This window comes from Vibrio sp. Scap24, from assembly GCF_013394185.1.
Taxonomy (GTDB): domain Bacteria; phylum Pseudomonadota; class Gammaproteobacteria; order Enterobacterales; family Vibrionaceae; genus Vibrio; species Vibrio pomeroyi.
Genome location: NZ_CP041333.1, coordinates 486,221 through 511,496, shown reverse-complemented (window position 1 = coordinate 511,496; position 25,276 = coordinate 486,221). Strand labels below are relative to the sequence as shown.

Sequence of the window (25,276 nt, the reverse complement as noted above, 5' to 3'; positions counted from 1 at the left end):
TAAGGCATCAATTGGATTAGGCGTTACTTAACGCAAGACTTTCAGAGTTTACAGGAAAATAAGCATCAACCAACCCTTGAGCAGAGAGTGGCTTATCGAAGTAGTAACCTTGTAATAAATCACAATGGTATTGCTGCAACTTCGCCATCTGCTCCGGGGTCTCGACCCCTTCCGCGACGACTTTCATTTGGCAAGACGCACCAATATCAATGATCGCTTTAACCAAGGTTTCACTGTGTTGACTGGAGTTGAGCTTGTCAACGAAAGAGCGATCGATCTTGATCTCGGTGATCGGCAACGTATTGAGGTAATTCAGCGATGAAAAGCCCGTACCAAAATCATCGAGCGAGATGCCAAACCCATATTCACGAAGCCTTCTCAATATCGGCTCAACAATGTGTAGGTCTTTGATGAGGATGTTTTCCGTCAGTTCCAGAGTAACTCGACAAGGGGAGATGCCCACTTCTTCAACGAGACCAATCACCTTGTCATCGAAGCCAAGTTCAAAGACTTGTTTTGGTGACACATTCACGGAAACACATACCGCTTCTGGTCCGTTTGGCATTAAGCTCAAAGTGTCTTCACACGCTTTTCTTAACACAAACTCGCCAATCTCGTGAATCTTACCGACTCGTTCTGCTGCTGGAATAAAATCCAGCGGAGACACAAAACCAAGGACACTATTGTGCCAACGACACAGCGCCTCTACCCCTTTTAGTTGCTCGGTATGAGAATCCACTTGAGGTTGATACAGCACACTGAACTCGCCCTTGTCTAAGGCTGTTTCTAACTGTTCTTCAATAGAAAAGTCATACTTCACTTTCTGATTGATCACATCGTCATAGAAAACCGCATCGCCTTTGTTCAGCTCCTTCGCCTTATACAACACAATATCGGCTTTGGTTAGCAACTCTTCCACCTCTGTTCCATCATAAGGATACATAGACACACCCGCAGAACATTGCGCAGAAACAGAAGAACCATGCAGATCAAACGATGGCTCGAACACATCTTGGATTTGTTTAACCTTGTTTTCCGCTTCCACAAGGTCGTGAATACCCGGTAGACAGAAAACAAACTCATCGCCGCCGAAACGTGACACGATATCGTTAGAGCCCAAGATACGCTCGAAGCGCTGACCTATCTGCTTCAACAGTTCATCGCCGCTCGCGTGACCATATTGGTCGTTGATGCGTTTGAAGTTATCCAAATCAACAAACACTAATGCCACCAGCTTGCCTTCAAGTTTTGAATGCGCGATAGCTCGGCTGACTTGCAGTTCGAGTTCTGAGCGGTTTGGAAGAGCGGTTAAGGAGTCGTGTCTTGCCATATGTTGAAGACGGCGGCGGCTATTTTGAATTCGGTTGAAGTCATCGGAAATTCGCTGTTCCATTTGAGCAAAACGTATTGAGATCCTTCGGCCAACCAGAGCGCTGATAAAAATGCACGCTAGGGAAACGAGCACGCTCATAACGAGAACGAGCCCGAATTCGTTGCGAGACTCAGCTAATAACTCATCCTTTCGCTTCTCTATCGAGGCATTGACGTTATTCAGGTAAATTCCCGTTCCGACAATCCAATCCCACTCACCGACATTCTGTACGTAGCTGCTTTTGGGGCCTATCACGCCCTGTTTATCTTCCGCCATGTAGTCGACAAACCCGCCTGTCTCAGCTTGAGCCAGAACATCCTGTTTGAAGTCATCTCCAATGAGGTCATACACATTGAGCTCTCGCCCCGCATGAATCTGGTTCGCATGAAGCAAGCTGTTGCCGTTCTTCTCAAAAACAAATAGGTACCCATTGTCGCCAATCGTCACTGTCGACAGGATCTCAAGGATTCGTTGGTAACTCGTGCGCTTAACATCTTCAATCGAAACACCTGTGCCGAAATACCAATCAAACGGCTCAAAACGGCGGATATAGCTGAGCTTTTCGAAATGGTCGCTACCGAGATGAGGCTTTTCGAAATCCTGCCCATCAAACCCAGGACGAGGAGCAAAATAGCGAGAATAAGCCCCATCGGTCGCTTTCAAAAGGTCGATTTGCTCTTTGATGACAGGCACGCCACGGATGTCGGTCTCTTCCAGCTGGTTTGTGTTTTCAAGTTCAGGATACAGTGGATGGACTAACAGATTACCTTGCATGTCATAAGCATAGATATAGCCCTTTTCCTTGGCATAGCTCAGCTTTCTAATCTCATTAAGAATGAGTAACTTGAGTTCTTCTTGTGGCAGGTGTTGATTCGATGAGTAGATATTTCGAGCGGCGGTATAGGCTCTGTCTAAGCGACGAGTGATTGTCTTTTTTGTCTCAGATTCAATAAGGCGCTGGGTGTGCGTGATTTGCTGAGATACCTGCAACACCTGGGTCTCAATCGATTCCATTTGCGCTGCAATGTAATCCGTTCTGATGAGATTAACCAACGCCTTAACCTTGTGGTCTACGCTCGTGAACATCGCCACATTCAATATGATCGCAGAAAAGATGATGATGGTGATTGGCAAATACTTGGTAAACCAAACCAGTTTTTTGTCATTAATGTGCAACATACGAATTCAACACCACAGTACGGAGTGCTATATAATGACATTGTTTTTACTGAACATCCAACTATAAAAATATTCTATCTATTTCTATAAAACCCTTGCCAATTCGAATAAAAAGGTTAGTGTTATACATATGTATATCACCATGCAGTTTTGATTATGACCGAATGGAAAGACGACCAACCGATCTTTAGGCAGCTTGCTACCAAGATCAGTGACCAAATTCTTCAAGGTGTTTGGTTAGAGCAGCAAGCATTGCCCTCTGTGCGTGCCGTTGCTGCCGATCTCAAAATCAACCACCTTACTGTCATGAAAAGCTACCAGTTACTGGTGGATGAAGGCTTGGTAGAGAAAAAGCGCGGTCAAGGCATGTATGTGGCCGAAGGCGCACTGCAAAAGTTGAAAGAGTCGGCACACCAAACTTTCATTAACACACAGATCCCAGCCATCGCTGAGACGCTAGGCATCATTGATATGAGTGTCGAAGAACTCGTGAAACAGCTAGCACAACACATCAAGGACAAGTCATGAGTACTTTACTTTCCGTGAAAAACGTAACCAAAACCTATTCGAATCAAGTGGGTGTCGAGAACATCAGCTTTGAGTTAAAGCCGGGGCAAGTGCTTGGGTTACTTGGCCACAATGGTGCGGGTAAATCGACATTGATTAAGTCGCTGCTTGGTGGACACAACTATCAAGGTGAGATTGAGGTCAATGGATACCACCCTATCCACCAGCATGCTGAGCTCATGCAGCACCTATCTTACATTTCAGATGTGAACGTATTGCCAGAGTGGATGACAGTGAAACAACTGCTTCGCTACACAGAGGGCGTTCACCCAAGCTTCAATAAGCAAAAAGCCGAACAGACGCTAAGCAGCACCAACATTAAGATCTCTTCAACGATCAAGCAGCTTTCTAAAGGGATGAAGGTTCAACTTCACCTTGCGATCATCATCGCAACCGATACTCAAGTCTTGATCTTAGATGAGCCAACGTTGGGTCTAGATCTACTCTACCGCGATACTTTTTATCGCCATCTTCTAGAGTGGTTTCACGACGGTGACCGTGCGATGATCATCGCCAGTCATGAAGTTTCAGAGATCGAACACCTATTAACGGATGTGTTGATTCTGAAACAAGGTCACTGTGTGATGCAAAAGAGCATGGAAGAGATCGAGAACGACTACTTCATTATCGATGTGGCAAACAACCACTCTAGTGAGATCCAGAAGCTCAATCCACTGACCTCACAACCGGGGCTGGGAACAACTAAGTGGTTATTGGAAAGTCAGTACAAAGAACAGGTTGAATCATTGGGTAACATCTACAACGTTGGTCTCGCAGACCTATTCCTTGCAACACAGACGGAGAAGGCATAATGCACCCAAGTTTTTACATGCTAGAAAAAGAACTTATCGAGCATAAAATTAACACTCGACTGCCTCTGTTTATCGGATTGTGTGGTTTCTTGCTGTTCGTTAGCTTGTTCTTTAGTGGTCAAGCGCAACATGACTTTTTCTTCCAAATGGAGGTTAACGGCAACGTAAGCAGCATGCACAGAGACTTCTCACGAGATCTCAATTCAGTGATCTACTTTGGCGCGGGCCTAATTTCACTGTTGCTTTCGACGCTTTACATCCCTAAAACATTGCGTAAAGAACGCCAAGAAGGCAGTTCGATGTTTTGGAGAAGTATGCCTGTATCGAATGCCATGACTCACGCCGTGAAGCTAGGTTTCGGTTTAGTGGTGATCCCTGCTATCTGTGCGCTATTGGTTCTATTTGCTGACGTTCTGTTCTGGATTCTGAACCTATCAAGTGAACAACCATTGGCACTGTTAGTTGAGCAGCAGTCGTTATTCTACGTACTCAGCAATTGGGTGGTGTTCTTTGGTCGCATGTTGCTGGTTGCGCTAGTTCTATTGCCATTGGCAACGATGACTCTGGCAATTTCGCAACTGGTTAACTCTCCGTTGCTTGTCATCTTTGTCTCTAGCTTTGCCATTAAATGGTTGGCTATCGCACTATTCGGTTTCTATGGCATCAATGACTTCTTTTCTGTCATCGCTTCACTGCCGATGAAAGTGCTGACGACAAGCAACCCTTTCAGTGCACTTTCAGAAGTTTCGACTCTGTCTTTAACTATTTACGTACTGCTCGGCATTGGTGGTTACCTGCTAAGCCTGAAACTGAACAGAACCGACGATGTGAGCTTGAAGACGCTGTTCCAACGCTAGAGTCATCGCGCCTGAGCCCCAAAGCTCATCACCACACACAAAATCTAAATCAAAGCTTCTGAGAAATCGGGAGCTTTTTTATTGGGTGGCACTTTCTTTGAGGGGTAATACGTTTCAATGATTTGAATAGCAAAAAAGATTTAGTCGCGGGTGCGAGTTGATTTTGGTTCGTAAGAATTAGGTGAAGTAAAGATAGCAAGAGAGGGGATTAATGAGCTGACATTGAATTGCATTGTTGGTAATGCCTGCCAGCTCTTTGGGGATGATTTCTTTAGTCGCCGACCAGATGAAGGTCCTTGAGAGTGCTATTGAAATCGGTTTGTTGCGTTTTACATACCCAGTTGAGGGCTTTGTTTGAAAGCCTTTTCGCTTTCAGTTTTGTAACTTTATAGGTTTAGATAAAAAGCTTATTTCTTTGAAGCTTCTTTTGACGTGTCTTTCCAGTATTGGATACGAACGCGATGAAGCTGTGCTCTTCTCATTTTTTTCATAAGAGATATTTCCTTTTCTTTAACTGCTCTTCTTGAGCTATTTTTTATTGCCAACCATTCGAATCTAACGGTGTTTGACGGCCAGATCAATGATACAAATCACAAAACATATAGGGTTTTAAGTACCATTTACATCAAAGTATGACCTAGATATCAACTATGGCTCAATTTAATCCGATGAGCCGTTGTTCGAAATTAAGATTAGTTATCTCAGATGACAAATTCATTTCAGTACCAATACAGTTCAATGATACCTGTTTAATAGACCGGACCAACGCAGATTAAGTTCCCAATAACTTACCTTTCCTACCTATTAATTTATCACCTTCAGCAATTAAAGTTACGGTGTAACTTTAGCTCCAGCTGTATTGACCATTTTTTATTCACATTAGCCTATACGACACAAACTCAAAATGGGATTATGTTTGTAACGGACGACGCTTTTAATGGAAAAAGCGAGTAATGGGCAAAATTAAATGGACGTAATAATGAGTAAAGTCATTCTACAAGGGCATATTCTTGTGCCTGACACCGACCTAGAAGCGGTCACACAAGCGTTGGTTGTTCATAAAGAACTTACGCTGTCAGAACCCGGCTGTATCGTGTTTCGAGTCAGTCAAAGCACACTTCAACCTAATCGCTTTGAAGTTTACGAGGAGTTCACGAGCCGTGATGCGTTCGAAGCCCACCAGCAACGCGTCAAAGCTTCTGAATGGGGTAAGATCTCAAAGAACGTAACTCGTCATTATCAAGTCACCGACGTGACCACACCACAATGACAGAACCCTTAGCCGATCGCATCATCACATTGATCAAACAAGATTCCTTGCGAATGCAAGTATTGGAGTGTGTCTCTGAACTGGATTTACCACAATGCTATGTCGCCGCTGGCTTTGTGAGGAATCGAATCTGGGATCACCTACATGGTTTTGACGCCCCTACACCACTCAATGACATTGATGTGATCTACTTTGATCGTGGTGATACCTCTTACGAATCGGCTATTAGATTCGAAGCCCAGCTTCAAGAGAGGTTACCTGAACTCAACTGGCAAGTTCGTAATCAAGCCAACATGCACATTAGAAACAACGACAAGCCTTACCAAAGCTCATTAGATGCAATGAGTTATTGGCCTGAAAAAGAGACGGCGATCGCCGTAAAACAAAACTGCGATGGAGAGATCGAGTGTATCTCGGCTTTTGGTTTAGAGAGTTTGTTTGATTTGAAGATCACGCCGAACCCCAATCGCAACAGAGATGTGTTTGACCAACGAGTTCAATCTAAAAACTGGTTAGCTCACTGGCCCAAGTTAACGGTTGGAAACAGTTAGCGAATAACCAAAGCCAGTCATTGGCACCAGTTAACTGGCCGTCGAACTCAAAGCTAAAACCATTGACTCAAAGTCCAATCAGATCGAATATGCTCCACTTGTTAGCTTGTTAGCTCATCAAACGCGCACGGCCACTAACTGCTGCGCCCTCTCGTCATACAGAGTAACGACCATGAACCAACAATACATGTTGCAAGCTCTCGAAGCTTCGCGCCAAGCCCTACCTGATTGCCAACCAAACCCGCCAGTAGGCTGTGTTTTGGTGAAAAACGATAAGGTGGTGTCGGTTGGGTACACACAAAAGGTCGGTGGAAATCATGCCGAGGTCGAAGCACTGAATAGATATGACGACAAAACGGATGGAACAATGGAAGGCGTTACCGCTTACGTAACTTTAGAGCCTTGCTCTTTTGTTGGCAGAACACCCGCTTGCGCCAATACATTGGTCAAAGCAGGTGTAAAACACGTCGTCGTTGCCATGCTAGACCCTGACCCGCGCAATAATGGTCGTGGTGTAGCGATACTCGAGTCGCACGGAGTGAAAGTGGATATAGGGCTATGCCAAGTGCAAGTGAGCGCCTTTTTAACCCCGTATCTTGGTAAGTCTTAACTGTTAAACAGCCAATGCTAGTTCAGTTTCACTCGGTAAAGCGGATTGACTGGCTTATCAACAAAATACGACCAAATATGATCGTAGACGGCATGCTGGTTAGGGAATGGCGCGAGCGCTTTCGCTTCCTCTAAATCGCACCAGCGGTACTCTGTGTGTTCGTCATTCAGTTCAATCGCTTGGTTGGGCGGACATACAACTGCAAACACTGGGATTAGCTCAATCACGTTCACGTGCGCCTCGTAAAACTGCTCCAGAAACTGCGCGTTATACAAGGCTTCCACTTGAATTTTTGTCTCTTCTTCAAACTCACGAACAATAGCCTGCCAGCCTGTTTCACCTGCTTCAATCGAGCCTGCAACATGGCACCAAAACTCGCCTTTCACACGCTTCATTAATAGCATTTTCGTTTGTCCGTCGATCTCAGAAATTGCGACACCGGATACAATCGAAGTATTGAGTGGAATCATAACGTTACCTTAGGTTGAACAAGAGGGCGGCAAGGCTACCACCCTTCGTTTGCGAAGTTGTCTTCTATGATTAAAAACGAGAGGCCACTCATCAATTTATAGCTATCGAGCGCAACTGCTGAAGTTTTGTGCCAAAGAATAAACCTTATATGTTCAAGAACAGCCTTGGTACCCAGTCATTGAGCGAATCTTATTTGAGGCGCATTTCGATAAAGAGTAGAATCGCCGCCTTGTACTGTGTTTAAGCTATCAAAGCATACACCATAGTTCCACAGCCATTTATCACCATGAAGTAAGACGACAATATGCACTCATCAAAACCAACGCACGACTCAGAAAACAGCCACACACCTGAGCATTGCTTCACTCGTTTTCAACAGCCGATCGAGTCATATTCGTTACCTGAGCGTTTCACCTTCCCGTTCTATTATGAACCGCACCCTTTGTGTGAAATCGCCTCGCATCAGCTTCAACAATACTTAGAAACTCAAATCGATTGGCAACATGACTTCGGACTCGATTCTGATGCAGGTCGCGGCAAGATGTTTGGTGTGTTGTTAGTAAGAAGCCCAGAAGGTGAGCTGGGGTACTTCTCTGCTTTCTCTGGGAAAATCGCCGACCAAAACCTGCTGCCCCATTTTGTGCCACCGGTATTTGATATGTTGAGCAGCGACAGTTTTTTCCATCAAGACACGGCCGACATGATGGCTGTGAATGCGAAATTTAAAGCGCTGCAAGTGAACACTGAATATCTCGAATTGTGTGAGCAGTTAGCACAACAGAAAGCACAGGCAGAACGAGAGATCGAAGCGCAACGCTTGTTGATTATTGAAGGTCGTAAAACGCGTAAAGAACAACGTGAACAAGGTAAAGAAAACCTTAATGAGCAAGCTTTCGAACAGCTAAATAATGAGCTAAACAAAGCCAGTGTTGCCGACAAGAATCAGCAGAAGTACCTTAAGCTCAACTGGGAAAAAACTCTGAATGAGCTTCAAGGCAAAGTTGACGTGTTTACGACTCAATTAGCTGAGCTCAAAGAGCAAAGAGCACACATCTCTCATCAGCTTCAACACAAGTTGTTTTCACAATACGCTTTCCAAAATGCGGAAGGTAATGTCGAAGACCTTAACCAGATCTTTGAAAATACGCCAAACAAGATTCCACCAGCAGGTTCTGGCGAATGCGCTGCGCCAAAACTTCTGCAATATGCGTATCTGAATGGCTATACGCCACTGGCACTGGCTGAATTTTGGTGGGGTCGTTCACCGAAGTCTGAAATCCGTAAGCACAAGAAATACTACGCTTCTTGTCAGAGTAAGTGTGTGCCGATCCTTGGCCACATGATGAAAGGTCTAGAAGTCGATCCTAACCCATTGCTAGAAAACCCAGCAGAAGGTAAAGACCTCAATATCTTGTTCCAAGACGATCACATCGTTGTGGTACACAAGCCAGCCGGTTTTCTATCCGTACCAGGCAAAACCATCAAAGATTCGGCCTATACTCGCGTTCAAGAAATGCATCCTGATGTTGAAGGGCCATTTGTGATTCACCGCTTAGACATGGCGACTTCTGGCATTCTGATATTTGCTCTAACACGACGTGCGAACAAAAGCTTGCAGAAGCAGTTCATTACTCGTGAAGTAGAGAAGCGATATGTAGCGATGATTGAAGGCGTTCTGGCTGAGGATGAAGGTTATGTTCGCTTACCATTGCGTGGCGATTTGTACGATCGTCCTCGTCAGATTGTCTGCTTCGAACACGGCAAACCTGCTGAAACCAAGTGGGAAGTGATTGAGCGTAACCAAGAAACGACCAAGGTTTATCTGCACCCGAAAACTGGTCGTACACACCAATTGCGCGTTCACTGTTCACACGAAGAAGGGCTTAACATGCCTATCGTTGGTGACGGCTTATATGGCAACAAAGCTGACCGTCTTCACCTGCACGCTGAAAGGCTTGCGCTGCATCACCCAGTCACCAAAGAATGGATGGAATTCCAGTTCGACGCTGAATTCTAAGGGTTCTCGTTAATAGTAGGCTCTAGTTAATAGTAAGCTTTAATAGAGGGAGCCACGCCGTTTTTGGCTCCCCTTTGTCACTCCCCATCATTCTCAATCCCTTATTTCCCCTACCTCTTTCGGATATATCTCCTCGCTTATTGCACTACATCAAGGTTCACGTTCTTGTGAAGAGTAGGATGCCCCTCTTCTTCTTTCCTTGAGGCCTTTGATATGTCATCAGCTGCTTTGAATGTACAATCCAACACACAAACCCCTTCAATGATCGCGCCTCAAGCACTATGCTTGAAACCACTTCCCAACAAGAAGCCAGACTTAAACTCGGCGATGTTGAATCTCATCGAAGAAGTGAAAAACGAACTCCCTCTTTACGAGTCAGAGACGTTTATCTGTGGCCCAAAAGGTAACTGCTCTGGCTGCTCAAAGAAATTGCTAGAGATGGTCGACAGTGAACTAATGTACTGGGAACACAGTATTTCAATCGGCCAAGGACCAAACTTCGAAGAACTGCGTCGTTTTGGTAAACTGTGCAGCAGCGTAAGACGCGGTTTAGAACGCAACGGCTTGGTAGAAAAGCGCCCAAGAAAGAGGTAACGAGTAACTCTCATACCTACTTTTACTTCATGTAAAAGCTCGATTTGACCGCTTTTTGTTTTATCCGAACAAATTATTGGTACAACTGACCATTAATTAAACCTGTCGGATAAAACAAGAAATCGCATCGGAAACACGTACTTATCTAACCTATCCATCTCCCCCTTAAATTCATACCAAATTCGATATAAACCCTATTCAATCAATAATATAGAACCAAAAACCAAGAATCGTTAACCTCTTGTCATCCACTAATTCAGCCACAACGTAGCCACTTCGGTTTACTCAATGTGGTGTATGACGATAGGTCTACTATGAAAAAAAACGCTTACCTTTTATTCACCATTCCTCTGATGTATTCCATCAATGTCTTCGCCGATGACAACAACGCCGTTGAAGATATGTCGGACCCGTTGGCGGTATTTACCCAAGTGGGCGGAGGGATCACTGACAAAGGTCTTAACCTAAAAATTGGCCAAACCTACGATACCGGTAAGGACAACCAAGCCGGTATGAACGTGTTCGAGATTAAAGGTATTGGAGGTGAAACTTTTGGCTGGGCGGACAACGACCAACACCCAGTCAACGACTCTATTGACTCTGTTCGCTATCGTAATTTCTCAGTGAACACGACCAATGGTCGCGCTAATCAAATTGATCTTAATTACGATTTTAATAGCGAATCAGGTACAGCTTCCTACAGTTTCATTCAAGCTTTACCGAAATTGGGGCGACTCAATCTATACCCACTGGCTGGTGTCGGTACAGCATTTAGTAATAGCTTTGACGAAAATGGCGATGCTGTCGGTGGTTATGGTTTCCCAGGCACATTTGCGGTAGTGGGTACTTACACCAAATTTGAAGTCACAGATAATATTTGGATCAACTACAACCCAATGTGGATGACAACATTGTCAGGTTCTGACGAGTTTACTCAATATGGAATGGAAAATTCAGACAGTGTATTCACTCACGAACTCGCTATTTCTTATCAATTTACATCCCGCTTTAATGTTCGTTACTACGCAAACTGGACTGAAAACACCGACTTTTCTGATGGTGACCAGCGTATAGAGTTCAACTACCAACTCTAATACTTTGCGACACAAACCGGTTTTCGTTAATTCAAAATAACACCGTAAATGCCAGTACATGATTCATTCGTTTGCCTAAATTAATATCAATTTTGATATCAATTAAACCCAATAAACACCATTTATAGCAAATAATAGAACATGTACTCTTCCAAAATCACAACAACGAGAGTCAAGAGAATGAAAAAATCTTTAATCGTAATTGCTTTAACCAACGCTCTATTAATTGCGCCTGCCATGGCAAACAGTCCATCAGACACAATACGAGTAATCCAAGCAAACGCTGCTATTCAACAACACGACAAACAAAAACTTGAGCAACTTGCTTATGAATACGCGTATAGCATTGATGAAGCATACAAATACTTTTACGAAACAGTCGTCGAAGCAGATTACCCACTGAACCGATTCCAGAATATTCGAGTTCTGGCTGATGATACTTATACCTCTCATCCAACCATCAATAATGACACCTTGCATCTAATGGGTTGGATGGATTTAGCCGCTGAACCAGTGATCATTACAATCCCTGATCATGACGAGAATCGTTACTGGTTGTTCCATACTATGAACATGCAGCATTTTACTGACTCTGCGTTCGGCTCTCCACAAAGAGGAACGAAAGGCGGCACTTTCATGTATGCCGTTGAAGGTTGGCAAGGTGATGTGCCCGCGAGTGTTGATCAAGTGATATACGTAGAGCATCCTTTGGTGAAAATGATGGGCCGAATTATGGATTTAGGTGGCGATGATTCCGCGAAAGCCCAAGCGCTAATGGACCACTGGACCATTCGTACTCTCTCTGAGTTCCTAGGACAAAAAGGCCCAAAACAGATAGAGCGTAACTACCCTAATCCAGAAACTACCAACTGGGTTGAACGAACAAATTTCGTTCTAGCGGAAGGCACCATGCGTGATCATGACGCAAAACTATTGAGCGACTTCGCTAAGCTCAAACTAGGCGCGCCAGTTGGCACTACCTTTACTGACCAAGAACAAAACATGATTGAGCTTGCACGACAACAAGGACTTGATCACATTAGTAACGCAGGTTTCGATGACTCTCGCGACATTCTGGGTACTCGTGAAGAAATGACTGCAGTGCCAAGCTTCCAGCACGCCTTTGGTACTTACATGGGTCAATGGGGGCTACCTGCTGAACATACAATGTATGGTGCCGACTATGTCGACAGCCAAGGGGATCCTCTTGATGGTAGCAAATACGATTATACGGTGACTTTTGAAGCACCTGACATCGAAAAAGGCGGATTTTGGTCATACACAGCTTACAGTGCTGAGACGCGGTTCATGGAAAAGAATGACATGAACCGTCACTCTCGCGGCGACCGTACTCTCACTCCCAATGCTGATGGCACGTATACCATTTTCATGAGCTCAAATACGGAAGGCCAAGCAGATAACGAAAACTTCTTACCGATTCCAGACCACGGATGGTACGCGGTACTTCGAATGTATACTCCGGGCGATAAAGTAAAAAATGATGAGTGGAAAGCAACGCCATTCACTCGAATAAAAAAATAATTTATCACTGACCTAATTTACAATTAATTCACCGCCACCATAGAGAGGGTACTTTTCTATGGTGGCTTAGCATTTGACTCATGAAACCTACCATTTCGTATTGTGTTAGTCTGAATGCACTTTTAAGCACAAATATACCTAATTTTTGATGGGATTTATGTATGGCAAAAATTGACTTGAACTTACTCTTTACGCTGCAAACTTTATTGAAAGTAAAAAGCACAACATTAGCAGCTAAAGAACTCAATACTAGTCAGTCTGCTATCAGTCGGTCATTACTCAAACTACGAGAGTTGATAGGAGATGAAATACTCGTACGTAATGGTCAAAAATTGGAACTAACGGTTCGAGGTGAAGAATTGGCGCATGAAGTTCCGCATCTGATGTCTCAAACCAACTCACTCTTTGCACCCAAAGAATTTATTCCAGCGACTTGTAAAGAGAAGCTCACTGTCGCGATGAATGCCTCCATTGCTGAATGGCTCGTACCACCTTTCATCCAGCTTCTTTCACAGCAAGCACCTAAGGTTGAATTAACAATCGAAGATTGGGAAAGTTCGACGCCTGACTCGCTCGACAAGAAGGAAACAAGAATTGGAGTCAATTACTTCCCTATTGAGTTACCAAAAAGCTTCATTCAACGTAAGGTAGGAAAAGACGACTTTGTTCTTGTTTGCCGTACCGACCACCCTCTCAGTCAACTTGATTACATAACCTTTGAGGATATAAAATCGCAATCTTTCGCCTTTCATATCATGAAAGACTGGAACGATGATGCGCCCAAAGCGGAACGTGTGTTCAAACAAAATGGCCTAGAAATGAATGTACACCTACGGTGTCGCCATATCAGCATCATCCTCAAAACAATCCTAGAATCAGATATGGTGTTCTTCTGCTCTTCTTTGGCTGCCAAGCAGTTTGACGAGCGATTTGTTGCAGTCCCTTTAGATAAAAACTTAGACACACCCACTGGTGATATAGGTTTATTTTATTCTAACCAATACACTTCAGACCCGATTACTAAATGGCTAGAGAGCTTGTTACGAAAAGCCATCAAAGCTGAGAATGCATAAATCACGACTATCACAACTAGCTGATTGAATTCATTAGCTATAAGAGTGATAATGTTTTGTAATACAATTGAGCAGTCAGACAATATCCCAGAGACTTTCGCCACCTTCTTTAGCGAATCTATCCTTCATGTCTGACGTGCCTACGCCTTCTGAAACACAACATCACATCCATTAGAAATCTTTTCTTGGATAACGGGGAGAGACCTTGAAGAAACCACAACCAGTACTGGGTAAGACCGGTATGCTATTTTTCCTCGTCATCATCAGTGCGTTTCCTCCATTGACCATCGACCTGTATTTGCCAGCACTTCCGCAAATGGTTGAGGTGTTCAATACCGATCAATCCATGGTTAACCTAACCCTAAGCAGCTACTTCGTGACTTATGCTGTAGGCCTGTTGTTCTGGGGACCGCTGAGTGAAAAATTTGGCCGTAAGCCTATCCTATTGATTGGCTTAGCAAGCTATATGGTCGCGAGCGTGATATGCGCAATGACCAACAGCATCGAACAATTGATTGGCGCTCGCGTCTTCCAAGCGTTTGCAGGCAGTGCCATTACGGTTATCGCCACCGCCATTGTGAAAGATCTTTATGAGGGTCGAGAACGTGAAAAGATCATGGCGACTATCATGTCACTGGTGATCATCGCGCCAATGGTCGCGCCTGTATTTGGTGCCTTCCTACTGAAAATCGCATCGTGGAGAATGATGTTCGTCACTCTCGCGATTTTTGGTGCGTTCGCCTCAGTATTAGCGTTCTGCTATCGAGAGACGCTAGAAACCAAGTACCAAGGTTCTATGTTCCGTTCATGGGGAAGAATGGGCGTGGTCATGAAAAACCGCTCGTTCGTCAAGCTACTGGTTATTTTCTCTATCACACCAATGGCGCTGATGGGCTTTCTGGCTGCCGGATCTTACATCTACATCAATGACTTCGGACTCACCGAACAACAGTTCAGCTACGCGTTCGCATTCAACGCATTGTGCGCCTCATTCGGGCCAACCATTTATATGAAGTTGTCCTATCGAATGCCAGTTCAAAAGGTCATTACCGGGTGTTTTGCTCTACTGGCGATCGCCGGAATCTTCACGCTGACTGTTGGTGGCTTGTCACCTTGGTTCTTTGCTTTCATCGCAGCCCCTGCCACTTTAATGGCCATCATCATGCGAGTGCCCGGCACTAACTTGATGCTGAACCAACAAGACCACGACACTGGCTCTGCAGTTGCACTGATTCAATTCTTTAGCATGATCTGTGGCTCACTAGGCATGGTCTTAGTTTCAATCCGCCCAGACTCGCTGATCGAAAACCTTGGCTTCATCCAATTATCCGTCGGCACCCTAGGCGGCTTAATGTGGCTAATGGTGAGAAACAAAGAGTATGTGACGACGAAGCTGAATTAAGGTTGTTCCAGTATCTAATTTTGTACTTAAACACGATTTAGGGCGTCCTCGATCGTGTTTGAGGTCTCGTGATACCTAGCCTTAGCGCATATTAACTCCAATCACCTCAATTGGAGTTAACACTATGAATTGGACACATTTACTGTTCATCCCCCTACTTCTTCTTTGCAATTCTGCCGTCGCGTTCGATGTCGGATTCACTCAAGTCACCTTAACTGACGATCCTAATCGCTCGCTAAACACGGCTATTTGGTATCCCACACAAGATGTTTCCGACACAATCTTGATTGGTGATAACCCCGCCTTCATCGGTACACAAATCATAAAGGATGGGGAGGTTCAATCAGGTAATTTTCCTGTGGTGCTTTTATCGCATGGCTATCGAGGAAATTGGCGAAACCAAAACTGGTTGGCGACCAAACTTGCGAGTCGTGGCTACATCGTAGCAGCCGCTGATCATCCGGGAACCACCTCTTTCGACCAATCTCCCAAGCAAGCAGCTAAATGGTGGGAAAGACCACGAGATGTGTCACGCATGCTGGACTACTTGTTATCCGATACCTCGTGGAAGCAGTCTGCTAACGCCGACAATATTACCGCTATAGGGCATTCATTGGGTGGTTGGACTGTGATGCAATTGGCGGGAGCGAAAATAGATAGAGCAACGTTTGAATCAGAATGTAAGACATATAACAATCCGAGAACTTGTGGGCTTTCTGAAGAGTTAGGGCTATCCAAAGTCCAAGCTAAAAAACCAAACAATAAAGATCTTTCAGATCCAAGAATTCAACGTGTGGTCAGCCTTGATTTAGGGCTTGCTCGTAGCTTTTCAGTCGGCAGCTTAAATGGCATTACAGTGCCAACTTTAATACTGGCAGCTGGGAGCGATATAGGAGATCTTCCTCAGGCACTAGAGTCTGGCTATATTGCCGAGCACATGCCACTGAACTTAAGACGTTACAAGGTCTATGAAAACGCCACCCATTTCAGCTTCATTCAAGACTGTAAACCAGGTGCTATACCAATTCTTAATGAAGAAGTGCCAGGCGATGGTATTATTTGCAAAGACGGCTTAGGGGCTTCACGCAGTGAACTACATCAATTGATGTTGAATGACATTGTTGGCTTTCTGAACCAACAAACAGAACAACAAGCAAACTCAATCTGACATTTGTGGTGAACTTCGAAACTCACTCGGAGTTTGCCCAGTGATTCTCGAAAACTCACGATTGAAATTAGACTTGGTCTGAAAGCCTGAACTGAGGAAGATCTCAGTTATCGCTTCATCAGTTTGCTTTAGGAGAGTCTTAGCGTGCTCAACCCGATAAGTGTTAATCACCTTCGAAATGTTTTCGTTATGAGTTTTGTTAACCGCCGATGATATTTTTCGAGCTGGAATGCCTAACTTTCTCGCTAGCCTATTGAGAGACAAATCAGGATCCTTGAATACTTCATGCTCCCTCATTAATGCATCGAACTTGGCCATGATCTGAGCAGTTTCTTCAGCTTGGTCTTCATCTAAGCTGATCGCTAGTGTGGTCGATGTGCCGGCCTCTTCTGGCGAGCGTTGTGACATGGAAGATAAAGCCTTCGCTTGCTGGTTTTTTTCTTCGACAGGCATACTAATACTGACAACAATCACAGCGGACACAATGGCTGGAATAAGAACCAGATAGCCAATCGATAGGATTAAGTTGGTGTGTTGCGAATCCAGCAACAAGATATCGTAAGAGAGTACACCATCGACCAAAGCGGAAAACAGTAGCATTCCGCCTGCAACCCGCTCTGCAATTAAGACTTTCGATACATCAGTTAGCCTTACCTGTTCCGGCATAGTGAACGATGATTTCAACAGCAAACTGCCATAGCCGAGGTATAGCGAAATCAGTAATACATCAATGGTTCCAACCCAGATATGCTGATACAAGAATGAACTAACCAGAACAACAACAGGGCCTATCCAATGCAAATGTGTATTTGGTTTACTTCGATGAGCCCCCGCAAAGCAGAGCCAAGCCGCCACTGGAACACTGGCTCCTAGAATGGGTTGTAAGAAGCGAAACAACGCAACATCTACCGTCCATCGCAACCCCACCACCGTAACCATTAACGCGCATAGAATGATAAACCAGAATAGCTTTTGACTGTTTTGTGGGTAACGATATCTAAGTAGCGCGCCAGTGATGAATAACAGCAACGCAGCGACAAATGGTAAGGGAATGGCGAGCATTAAAAGTCCATGTTAATAACTGAGTACATAGCCACGATAGATATCGATGACAACTTGAACTCATGGTAATCCATTCACCATATGTAATAAAGGCTCCCATTAAGGAGCCTTCTTATCACAATCAGTAATCACTCAGTTTATTCAGTTGCTACTAAGCGTTAGCCACTTGACGAGCTGGATGTTTGATAAACACAGCAACCACAGCCACGATAGCAAGCGCAAAACAGTAGTACGAGTTAGAGACAATCTCTAGCGGCGATAGGTTGAATACCGAACCTAATAGCAATACCTGAGCACCGTAAGGCAATACGCCTTGAATTACACAAGAGAAGATATCCAACAAGCTTGCTGAGCGACGCGGAGACACGTTGTTCTCTTCCGCCAGTTGGCGAGCCACGCTACCAGATACAATAATCGCTACTGTGTTGTTTGCAGTACACATGTTAACCAAAGACACCAAACCAGCAATACCTAGCTCACTCGCACGACCATTCGCTTGCTTAGAGTGTGAAGAACCAAACGCACGAATCACACCGCTTACAAGGTTAGTCAGGAACGCAAGTCCGCCTTGGCGACGCATCAGCTCACTCAAACCACCAATCAGCATCGACAGTAGGAAGATTTCCTGCATGTTACCGAAGCCTGCATAGATATCTTGAGCGTAATCCGTCAAACCATAGTTCTCAACAGAGCCTAGGCTCACACCACCCGCTAGCAAAATACCGATTGTTAGCACAACGAACACATTCATGCCCGAAACTGCAAGAATCAAAATAGTGATGTACGGCAGAACTTTCAGCCACTCGATTGGACCAGTTTCAGGTACTTGAGTTGCGGTGCTGTTGAAAGCAAAGATAACAATCGCAATCAATGCAGCAGGAAGTGCAATACGGATGTTCTCTTTAAACTTGTCTCTCATCTCACAGCCTTGCGAACGTGTCGCGGCAATCGTGGTATCAGAGATGATCGAAAGGTTGTCACCAAACATCGCGCCACTTAACACAACGCCGGCTGTTAGTGGGATGCTCATGCCTGCTGAGTCTGCAATGCCTAATGCAACAGGCGCTACCGCGGCAATAGTACCCATCGAGGTGCCCATTGCTGTCGCGATGAACGCAGAAATTAGGAAGATACCCGGTAGGATCATGCTTGTCGGAATCGCAGATAGACCAAGATTTACCGTCGCGTCAACGCCGCCAGACGCTTTAGCCACCGCCGCAAAAGCACCCGCCAATAGGTAGATCATACACATTGCGATAATGTCTTTGTGACCGACTCCACCCAAGAATTGTTCGATAGCACGGTTCAATTTATCTTTGCTTAGCAACAATGCCAGCATCACAGCAGGCAAAGCCGCAATCGGAGCTGGAAGCTGATAGAAAGCAAAATCGACACCTTGCAGTGACAAGTACGTACCTACGCCAATAAACAGCGCTAGGAACACGATCAGAGGGATAAGCGCCACTGCCGAAGGGGCAATTACCGCATTAGAATTTTTCGAATTGGACATGGAACGACAACACAATAGAACAGGAAGGTGAGCAGACTAATGTCACACTTAAGGCTTGTCAACGTCTAGACGTCTAAACGCCCAATTTAATGCAAAGTAATAGGCACACTATTGAACATCACATAATAGAAAAGGCTATTTACTCACCAGTAAATAGCCTTTTGAGAACAGATTGCTTTTCGAGGACCGATAGCTTCTAGAGAACAGATAGCGTTTATGCAGAAGCTAGCTTTTGCCTGCTTAGTGCTTTGCTAATTAAGCTGTTTTCTTGCTTAGTTTTTTTGTTGGAACGTCACTTGGTATCCACCAATGCCTTCGTAGTGGAAGGTCGTTGGCTTATCGAAGCCCATCTCCACGATACCGCAGTATGAACCCGTGATGATTGCTTCGCCCGCTTGGAAATCAACGCCACGACGAGTCATGTAGTTGATCAGCCAGTAGATAGGGCTTGGTGGTAATGTATTTGGGTGCTTACCTGCGAATGCTTGAACTTGTTCGCCTTGGGTCACTTCGATATTGATCTCAGCAGAAGTGAACGCTTTTTCACGATCAATCTCTGGGCCAATGAACAAACCTTGGTTTACTAGGCCGTCAGCAAGCTTTTCGTAGAACTCAGCGCCGCTGTCATCAGCAAAACGAGACTGCATTAGCTCAAGAGCCATGTGGCAAGAACCGATCGCATCGTTGATCTGCTCTTCGCTGTAGCCTTCTTGGTTTGCAGGTAGGCTCTTAGCAAGCGTGAATGCAATTTCAGGCTCAACACGAACTACGTCGTTGTCAGCAAACAGTTCGCAAACTTCACCTTGTTGAACGCTACCTGAAAAGATAGGTGCAACAACAAACTTGTCTTCTGCCAGAGGAAGTAAACACTTCCAACCACCAACTTTGTCGCTCTTAAGATCGATCATTGATGATTGGATCTTTAGCGCATCTTCCAAGTTGTTCGGACGGTACTGTTCGTTCAATCTTGGTGCTTTGGTTCCCGCGACACGGCGACTTAGCAGTTCTTCAGCCGCTTGTTTAAATACATTTGTCATATAATACCACCTTTAGTTTTATGACCCGTATAATATCGGATTTATTGAAGCTTGAATAGACAATTCAACAACGATGCAGCACCGAAAATTCAGCGCTCAATTTTCGCATACTCTAGACGCAAACAACTGAAACTATTTTGATTTAAATGTAAAAAAAGCCAGTAATTTCGTTACTGGCTTTTCGATGTATTACTGATGATTAGGCTTTACTGCCCTTTCAGCGTCTTCTTCAGATTCTGCATGAAGTTTCTGAAGTGAGGCATGAAATCAACAAACAGAGGGTGTTTTCTATCTTGCATCATCAATGGACCTAGCAAACGAATGCTCACCCCGAGTCGTGCTGCTGATTGTTCGTCTAAGCCACTGTCTTGTTTGATCTTCTCAACAATCGCGAACATATTTTCTCTGTCTTCAATTTCAAACTGCATGGTTTGAAGTTCACGATCTTCTTTGATGTTCACTTCTTCGATAGTGATACGGTAGTTATTGTGTTTGCCTGTGAATGCTTTCATGTGGATCTCCTAAAATGCTTAAAAAGTGTTTTGGTTAGCTCTTCATGAATCGTTCGAGCTTAGGTTTTACCGTCATCGACATTACGACCATGATCGCAAGGCCAATGGGAAGTGCGGCAATAAATCCATTAAACCATCCACTGGTAAACGCCGATGTATCCGAAAATCCAATGTTATTTGCCGCTGTTACAAATGCCATGATGGACTCCATGATAAAAGCCATAATCAATCCCACGATTAGGTTGCGAGCTTTCTCGCCGTAATAGGGTAATACCTTGGCGACCAACTTAGTCACCAAAGTCATCATTACCATGCCAACTGGCATCATAATCACGACAACTAGAGCTAACGATGAGAGCCAGTTGCCGATGAATGCCTCACCAAATCCGACATTCATGTAGGTCATCACGGCCGTTAAGCTGCCGCCAATGGTTAGCATTAAGCTCATCATGACCAAAATTTTGTATAAAACGGGTGTGCCTTTTTGCTCAGGAAGAGTTGGCGTTAGTGTTGCTTGAATCGTCATATCTATTTCCTGTCTTGAATTTACGAACAATTAAGTTGATAATGTCAACTATAAATATAGTAGTTGATAATGTCAACTACTTTTCTGAGGATCGTTTATGTCTGATAACACATCGCTAGAATCCATCTTTCGCTTAGTGCACTCTTTGAAACGTCAAATGAGCGAGCAGATTGAGAGCTTGGATTCTGAGATCGCACCCATGAACATTCGTGTCATGAAGATCATCACTAAGAAGTCTCCATGTACGGCTATCGATATCGCGCACTTCTTAAATCGCGATAAAGCGCAGGTCACGAGATTAGTTAACGCCTTGATCAATCAAGAGCTTGTGAAGAAGTCTCCAAACCCAGAAGACAAGCGCAGCCAGTTATTGGTTCTGACCGATAAGGGTGAAGAGATCATGGGAAAAGTCTCGAATATTGATCGAGAGATGCTGCAGAGAATGACCAAAGGCATGGCCGAAGATGAACTAGAACAGTTCCGAAAGGTCGCCAACAAAATGGCTAAGAATCTGGAAGATTGCGCTAAGTAGAAGAAGCCCTTTCAAACAAGCCATTCGTTTCAAAGAGCAAAAACGCCACCGAATCCTACGATCGGTGGCGTTTTGTGTATGAGTTGGGTTTGTACAGTTTAGCGGTTTAGCTATATCTAGCTTGATACAAGCTCTAATTCGATGCCAGTTTCCACCAAGCTTGAACTGGTACTGGTTCTGAAATGACGAGTCGTTCACCCATCACAGGGCTCACCATTTGTACATCTCGCTTTTTACTTATCGCCAAAGCTTGTTCCATTGGGTCTTGCCAGTCGTGCATAGAAAGATCAAACGTACTGTTGTGGATTGGCATCATCACCTTACCTTGAAGGTCGATGTGCGCCTGAACGCTCTGCTCTGGGAACATATGAATATCTGCCCAAAGTGAGTTGTATGCGCCCGTTTCTACCATGGTTAAATCAAACGGCCCGAAACGCTCACCAATCTCTTTAAAGCCATTGAAGTAACCAGAGTCACCACTAAAGAATACTTTCTTATCTGAAGCGTTAATCACCCAGCTACCCCATAGGGTTTGGTCACGGTCAAGCAAGCCACGGCCAGAGAAGTGCTGTGTCGGCGTCAAGGTGAACTCGATATCTGAGGCTGTTGCCGATTCCCACCAGTTCAACTCAATGATCTTTTCTTTATCCACGCCCCACTTTTCCAATAGTGCGCCGACTCTGAGTGGCACCAAAAATGTCCCCACTTTGTCGGCTAACACTTTAACCGCACCCTTATCTAAATGATCGTAATGGTCATGACTAATCACCACTACATCAATATCAGGTAATTCTTGCAGTGAGATTGGTGTTGGGTGGAAGCGCTTTGGCCCCATCCATTGAACTGGCGATGCACGGTCACTGAACACAGGGTCGGTCATCACGAGCTTGCCATCCAGCTTCATCATCACACTTGAGTGACCTAAGCGGTACGCAACGTCTTCTTGCTCTTCGATCAATTGCTCAGCTGTCATCGGCATTAAAGGCAATGCAGCACGTGGCACTGGCTCATTCCTTTCCACGGTTACATACGCTTTCAAGATTGAAAAAATATCAGACATGCCCGATTTGTACTCTAACTCACTGTTAGCAAACTTCTTTGGAAGCTTATCTAGATTGTCATTTGATTGTGAACCTGTGCTTACGATAGCGACCACGGCAAGTACTCCTAAAATCAGTAATAGATATTTTTTCATTGGTATCTCTTCAACCGTTGGGAAAGACCCAACCCAAAAACTACACTGGCTAGTTTACATATCAAAAAACAAAAGTAAACCAGTGAGTGTAATTTTTATCTTATCTAAACGTGAGCGTGCCAAAATCGATTTTGGAAAAACCGACTTTGGAGAGGAGTTACTTTATTTGGTAGGCAAGGCTAGTCAGCAGACCATACATTCTTGAAGTCGGGCCATCCCCAGTTGGTGATGGCGACGTTTTTCAAGATGCCTTGGAAACGCACGGTTTGTAGGTGGTGAAACATTGGCACTAACCAATAATCCGAGATCAATGTCGATGCGATAGGCTCTAGTTCTGCTAGGTAATTGGGCAGTTCAACCGACGCTTTGTGATGGTCTAAACGCTGCTTGAGCCAGTCGCTATTCATATGTCCCAATGCAGAGTGCAAAACAGGATCGTTCATCAACCACGAGAACAGTGAAGATGGCGCATTGTCGTCTAGGTTTAAGTTACACAGCACCAAGTCTTCTTTTAAATCGCCACTCTGCGAGAGCTGCGCCAATTCGCGAAAGCTGTAGGTATTCACCTCCACTTCGACGCCATATCGTTTTAAGATGTCTGATACACAAATAGCACAACGATAGAGCGCGTAGTAATTGTATACTGCAATGCTCATCTTCTTCGGCAATTGCACCTCTTTCGAAGGGGTTCGATACAGTTTCTGCCAACTTGGTAGTATGTTCTGAGCTAAAGACACACTGAACAAACCTTGATTTTGTTCCAATTGAGACAAAATAGCTTGTGGGTTCGCAAGCCCAGAAACGTACTTACGTTGCTCGTCGCTTAACAGGTTCGCCGCTGAGTTTTGATTGAACAAGATAAACAAACAGCCATCTTCAACTCGGCTCCGAAGGCCGTCCGTTTCAGCAGATACCAGTTCTACGTCGCTTTTCCCTAACTGGTGAAAACAAGACGAGTCTTCATAAGGTGACACCTGCATCTGGCTATCATCGAAACGAGCACTGCCCGTCATAGACTCTTCGAACTGCCAAATGGTCACTTCATCCGTTAAAGAACGACAACCATAATAGTGTTCAAATGCGGCAAGCTTGATGCGTTCATTGTTGGTTTCGACCACTTTGAACGGGCCCGTCCCCACCACCGCGTGAGACACAGAACTTAATGGTGACGGCTCACGGGTCACTTGTGCTGCAGGTTGAATCGAATACTTAACGCCAGCCAACAAGCCTGCGAAGCCGGTGTCAGCTTTAGTCAGTTGGAAGCTGATCCTTAACGGCTGCTCGCTGTAAACCGAAGCTACATGAGCTAACTCTGTTTGATAGAAAGGTAAGGTTTGCAAGGCTGAAAACAGCGAGACTAACTGCTTAGCATCAACGGGCTGTCCATCGTGGAAGGTTAGTCCTGGGCGTAAATAGAAGGTCCAAACTAACTTCTCAGCATCATATTCCCAATGGTGCGCTAACTCAGGCTTCAACTCGCCTTTGCCATTACATGTGACGAGGCAACTGAATACTTGCCTGATCAAAAATCGTTCGCTACTGCGGTGAATGTGGTGTGGGAATAGGTCTTCAAACTTACGTTTATAGGTTAATTGAACGTGCAGCAACCCTTCACGCATTGTCGCGCCAGAGGTTTCTTGAAGGAGAGAACCAAAGATTGCGCGGTCGTTATCTAGAATCGAGAGCGCTTTTTCGTATTTACCTTGCTCTATCAATTTGCCAGCAACATGTTGAGTCAGCTCTTGATTGCTAAAGCGTAAGGTCAGGTTAGATCGTTGATTCCTGCCAACTTTTGGTTCCCACACTACCCATTCAGCTTGATGCATCTTACCTAACAAGGTTCGAGCGTGACGCAAACTCGTAAACAGCTTGTCTGCGACCTCAGTTAAGGTCACCGAATGTGAGAGATTAGGCTCGAACGAATCTAGCCTTGTGTAGTAACGCATCATGTTTAGATCAGACAAATAATGAACCTTTTTAGAAACAACCCTTCCTGATTAAGCCCATTATAAAACACATCGACCAAAAAGTTGTGCTAAAAGACAAAAACAGGAACAACTCACTAAAAACCCATCTGTTTATTACTTCCTATTAAACAACCATAATTAACGGGTCAGCAGGGAATGTTGAGTTCCCACCAAAGCCTAATACAAGAGAAGTAATCATCATGAGAAAATACTATCTTAATAAGTTAAAAAGCACCTGTAGCAAGCTCGAAAGAGAAGCACTACGAACACTTATAGAGCTATGTAACTGGCGTTATTAGTACACTTTTTAGCACCGAGTTAACGCGAGTTGAGCACAACCTAATATGCTCCTACCC

The 25,276-nt window shown here is 44.6% G+C and carries 23 protein-coding genes; 14 read left to right on the top strand and 9 right to left on the bottom strand.

Annotated elements, in window-relative coordinates:
- Window positions 1–16: 16 nt before the first annotated feature.
- The gene (locus FLM53_RS17910) at window positions 17–2,551 is read right to left on the bottom strand and encodes an EAL domain-containing protein (RefSeq protein WP_176680002.1); all 2,535 of its coding nucleotides are present in this window, start codon (window positions 2,549–2,551) and stop codon (window positions 17–19) included.
- Window positions 2,552–2,707: 156 nt separating this feature from the next.
- Here FLM53_RS17910 and FLM53_RS17905 point away from each other — a divergent pair, with 156 nt between their 5' ends.
- The 6 genes from FLM53_RS17905 to FLM53_RS17880 all read left to right on the top strand — a co-directional run bounded on the left by FLM53_RS17905 (window position 2,708) and on the right by FLM53_RS17880 (window position 7,218).
- Window positions 2,708–3,079, top strand: a complete 372-nt coding sequence (locus tag FLM53_RS17905; protein ID WP_176680003.1) for a GntR family transcriptional regulator — start codon at window positions 2,708–2,710, stop codon at window positions 3,077–3,079.
- Window positions 3,076–3,930, top strand: a complete 855-nt coding sequence (locus FLM53_RS17900; RefSeq protein ID WP_176680004.1) for an ABC transporter ATP-binding protein — start codon at window positions 3,076–3,078, stop codon at window positions 3,928–3,930. Before FLM53_RS17905 ends, FLM53_RS17900 begins: the two co-directional genes overlap by 4 nt.
- Window positions 3,930–4,787, top strand: coding sequence for a hypothetical protein (locus FLM53_RS17895; protein WP_176680005.1), 858 nt, complete (start codon window positions 3,930–3,932; stop codon window positions 4,785–4,787). The genes FLM53_RS17900 and FLM53_RS17895 overlap by 1 nt, the downstream gene beginning before the upstream one ends.
- A 979-nt stretch (window positions 4,788–5,766) precedes the next feature.
- Window positions 5,767–6,057: a putative quinol monooxygenase gene (locus FLM53_RS17890; protein ID WP_176680006.1), complete on the top strand. Its 291-nt coding sequence runs from the start codon at window positions 5,767–5,769 to the stop codon at window positions 6,055–6,057.
- On the top strand, window positions 6,054–6,608 hold the full coding sequence (locus tag FLM53_RS17885; protein WP_176680007.1) for a nucleotidyltransferase family protein: 555 nt from the start codon (window positions 6,054–6,056) through the stop codon (window positions 6,606–6,608). The genes FLM53_RS17890 and FLM53_RS17885 overlap by 4 nt, the downstream gene beginning before the upstream one ends.
- 172 nt (window positions 6,609–6,780) lie before the next feature.
- Complete coding sequence (locus tag FLM53_RS17880; protein ID WP_176680008.1) at window positions 6,781–7,218, top strand: bifunctional diaminohydroxyphosphoribosylaminopyrimidine deaminase/5-amino-6-(5-phosphoribosylamino)uracil reductase RibD; 438 nt, start codon at window positions 6,781–6,783, stop codon at window positions 7,216–7,218.
- Window positions 7,219–7,235: 17 nt separating this feature from the next.
- Here FLM53_RS17880 and FLM53_RS17875 read toward each other — a convergent pair whose 3' ends face one another.
- Window positions 7,236–7,688, bottom strand: coding sequence for an NUDIX pyrophosphatase (locus tag FLM53_RS17875; RefSeq protein WP_176680009.1), 453 nt, complete (start codon window positions 7,686–7,688; stop codon window positions 7,236–7,238).
- 305 nt (window positions 7,689–7,993) lie between these two features.
- Between FLM53_RS17875 and FLM53_RS17870 the strand changes: the two genes are divergently transcribed.
- The 7 genes from FLM53_RS17870 (at window position 7,994) to FLM53_RS17840 (ending at window position 16,579) form a co-directional block, all read left to right on the top strand.
- Window positions 7,994–9,706: an RluA family pseudouridine synthase gene (locus FLM53_RS17870; RefSeq protein WP_176680010.1), complete on the top strand. Its 1,713-nt coding sequence runs from the start codon at window positions 7,994–7,996 to the stop codon at window positions 9,704–9,706.
- 213 nt (window positions 9,707–9,919) lie between these two features.
- Window positions 9,920–10,300, top strand: a complete 381-nt coding sequence (locus tag FLM53_RS17865; RefSeq protein WP_176680011.1) for a hypothetical protein — start codon at window positions 9,920–9,922, stop codon at window positions 10,298–10,300.
- Between the two features lie 314 nt (window positions 10,301–10,614).
- Window positions 10,615–11,394 (top strand): hypothetical protein, encoded by a 780-nt coding sequence (locus FLM53_RS17860; protein WP_176680012.1) that lies wholly within the window; start codon window positions 10,615–10,617, stop codon window positions 11,392–11,394.
- A gap of 180 nt (window positions 11,395–11,574) precedes the next feature.
- Window positions 11,575–12,936 carry a DUF1254 domain-containing protein gene (locus tag FLM53_RS17855; protein ID WP_176680013.1) on the top strand — a complete coding sequence of 454 codons (1,362 nt, stop codon included), beginning with the start codon at window positions 11,575–11,577 and terminating at the stop codon, window positions 12,934–12,936.
- Between the two features lie 161 nt (window positions 12,937–13,097).
- Entirely contained in the window at window positions 13,098–14,009 is a 912-nt protein-coding gene (locus FLM53_RS17850) for a LysR family transcriptional regulator (protein WP_176680014.1), read from the top strand.
- Window positions 14,010–14,250: 241 nt separating this feature from the next.
- Complete coding sequence (locus FLM53_RS17845) at window positions 14,251–15,411, top strand: multidrug effflux MFS transporter (RefSeq protein ID WP_176680089.1); 1,161 nt, start codon at window positions 14,251–14,253, stop codon at window positions 15,409–15,411.
- 124 nt (window positions 15,412–15,535) lie between these two features.
- Window positions 15,536–16,579, top strand: a complete 1,044-nt coding sequence (locus tag FLM53_RS17840) for an alpha/beta fold hydrolase (RefSeq protein WP_176680015.1) — start codon at window positions 15,536–15,538, stop codon at window positions 16,577–16,579.
- On the opposite strand, the gene FLM53_RS17835 is transcribed toward FLM53_RS17840, so the two are convergent.
- From FLM53_RS17835 to FLM53_RS17815, 5 genes are all read right to left on the bottom strand, one after another.
- Window positions 16,571–17,641 carry an AraC family transcriptional regulator gene (locus tag FLM53_RS17835; protein ID WP_176680016.1) on the bottom strand — a complete coding sequence of 357 codons (1,071 nt, stop codon included), beginning with the start codon at window positions 17,639–17,641 and terminating at the stop codon, window positions 16,571–16,573. The two genes, FLM53_RS17840 and FLM53_RS17835, sit on opposite strands and share 9 nt — an antisense overlap.
- Window positions 17,642–17,792: 151 nt before the next feature.
- Window positions 17,793–19,151 carry a Na+/H+ antiporter NhaC family protein gene (locus FLM53_RS17830; RefSeq protein WP_176680017.1) on the bottom strand — a complete coding sequence of 453 codons (1,359 nt, stop codon included), beginning with the start codon at window positions 19,149–19,151 and terminating at the stop codon, window positions 17,793–17,795.
- A 272-nt stretch (window positions 19,152–19,423) separates the two neighbouring features.
- The gene (locus tag FLM53_RS17825; RefSeq protein WP_176680018.1) at window positions 19,424–20,188 is read right to left on the bottom strand and encodes a hydratase; all 765 of its coding nucleotides are present in this window, start codon (window positions 20,186–20,188) and stop codon (window positions 19,424–19,426) included.
- A gap of 206 nt (window positions 20,189–20,394) precedes the next feature.
- Window positions 20,395–20,700, bottom strand: a complete 306-nt coding sequence (locus FLM53_RS17820) for a DUF3861 domain-containing protein (RefSeq protein ID WP_065584990.1) — start codon at window positions 20,698–20,700, stop codon at window positions 20,395–20,397.
- 34 nt (window positions 20,701–20,734) lie between these two features.
- Complete coding sequence (locus FLM53_RS17815) at window positions 20,735–21,226, bottom strand: DUF2798 domain-containing protein (RefSeq protein WP_176680019.1); 492 nt, start codon at window positions 21,224–21,226, stop codon at window positions 20,735–20,737.
- A 97-nt stretch (window positions 21,227–21,323) separates the two neighbouring features.
- Here FLM53_RS17815 and FLM53_RS17810 point away from each other — a divergent pair, with 97 nt between their 5' ends.
- Complete coding sequence (locus FLM53_RS17810; protein ID WP_061031305.1) at window positions 21,324–21,758, top strand: MarR family winged helix-turn-helix transcriptional regulator; 435 nt, start codon at window positions 21,324–21,326, stop codon at window positions 21,756–21,758.
- A 133-nt stretch (window positions 21,759–21,891) separates the two neighbouring features.
- Here FLM53_RS17810 and FLM53_RS17805 read toward each other — a convergent pair whose 3' ends face one another.
- Window positions 21,892–22,953: an MBL fold metallo-hydrolase gene (locus FLM53_RS17805; protein WP_176680020.1), complete on the bottom strand. Its 1,062-nt coding sequence runs from the start codon at window positions 22,951–22,953 to the stop codon at window positions 21,892–21,894.
- Window positions 22,954–23,132: 179 nt separating this feature from the next.
- Window positions 23,133–24,917, bottom strand: a complete 1,785-nt coding sequence (locus tag FLM53_RS17800; protein WP_176680021.1) for an SgrR family transcriptional regulator — start codon at window positions 24,915–24,917, stop codon at window positions 23,133–23,135.
- Between the last annotated feature and the right edge of the window lie 359 nt (window positions 24,918–25,276).